Source organism: Peribacillus sp. SIMBA_075 (assembly GCF_046534585.1).
The window spans coordinates 1-250 of record NZ_JAWRYN010001190.1; the positions used below are offsets into that span (position 1 = coordinate 1).

1 protein-coding gene is annotated in these 250 nt (G+C 43.2%); it reads left to right on the plus strand.

Annotation, left to right across the window (positions count from 1 at the left end; genetic code table 11):
- The coding region (locus tag SB775_RS32085) for a hypothetical protein (RefSeq protein ID WP_410865332.1) at positions 1-247 on the plus strand (247 nt) is incomplete at its 5' end.
- Positions 248-250: the final 3 nt, after the last annotated feature.

Sequence of the window (250 nt, forward strand, 5' to 3'; positions counted from 1 at the left end):
TCATCACTTGGTTTATCACACTGCCAATCTCCGCGGTCATTTCTGCGCTGATTTATTTCTTGCTTCATCTATTTGTGTAAAGAAGAGATCATGCAGGATCAAAACAAAAACGAAGCCCCTTCCAAAGCAGCTGTTTGCAGCAGCATCTCTGGTCAGGGCTTCGCTTTTTTCCTCGGCTGAACATTCATGTCCTTTACTTTTGAATAACAATTTGCGCTTGCTTGCTTACATAGCTGTCGTCCTTTAGCTG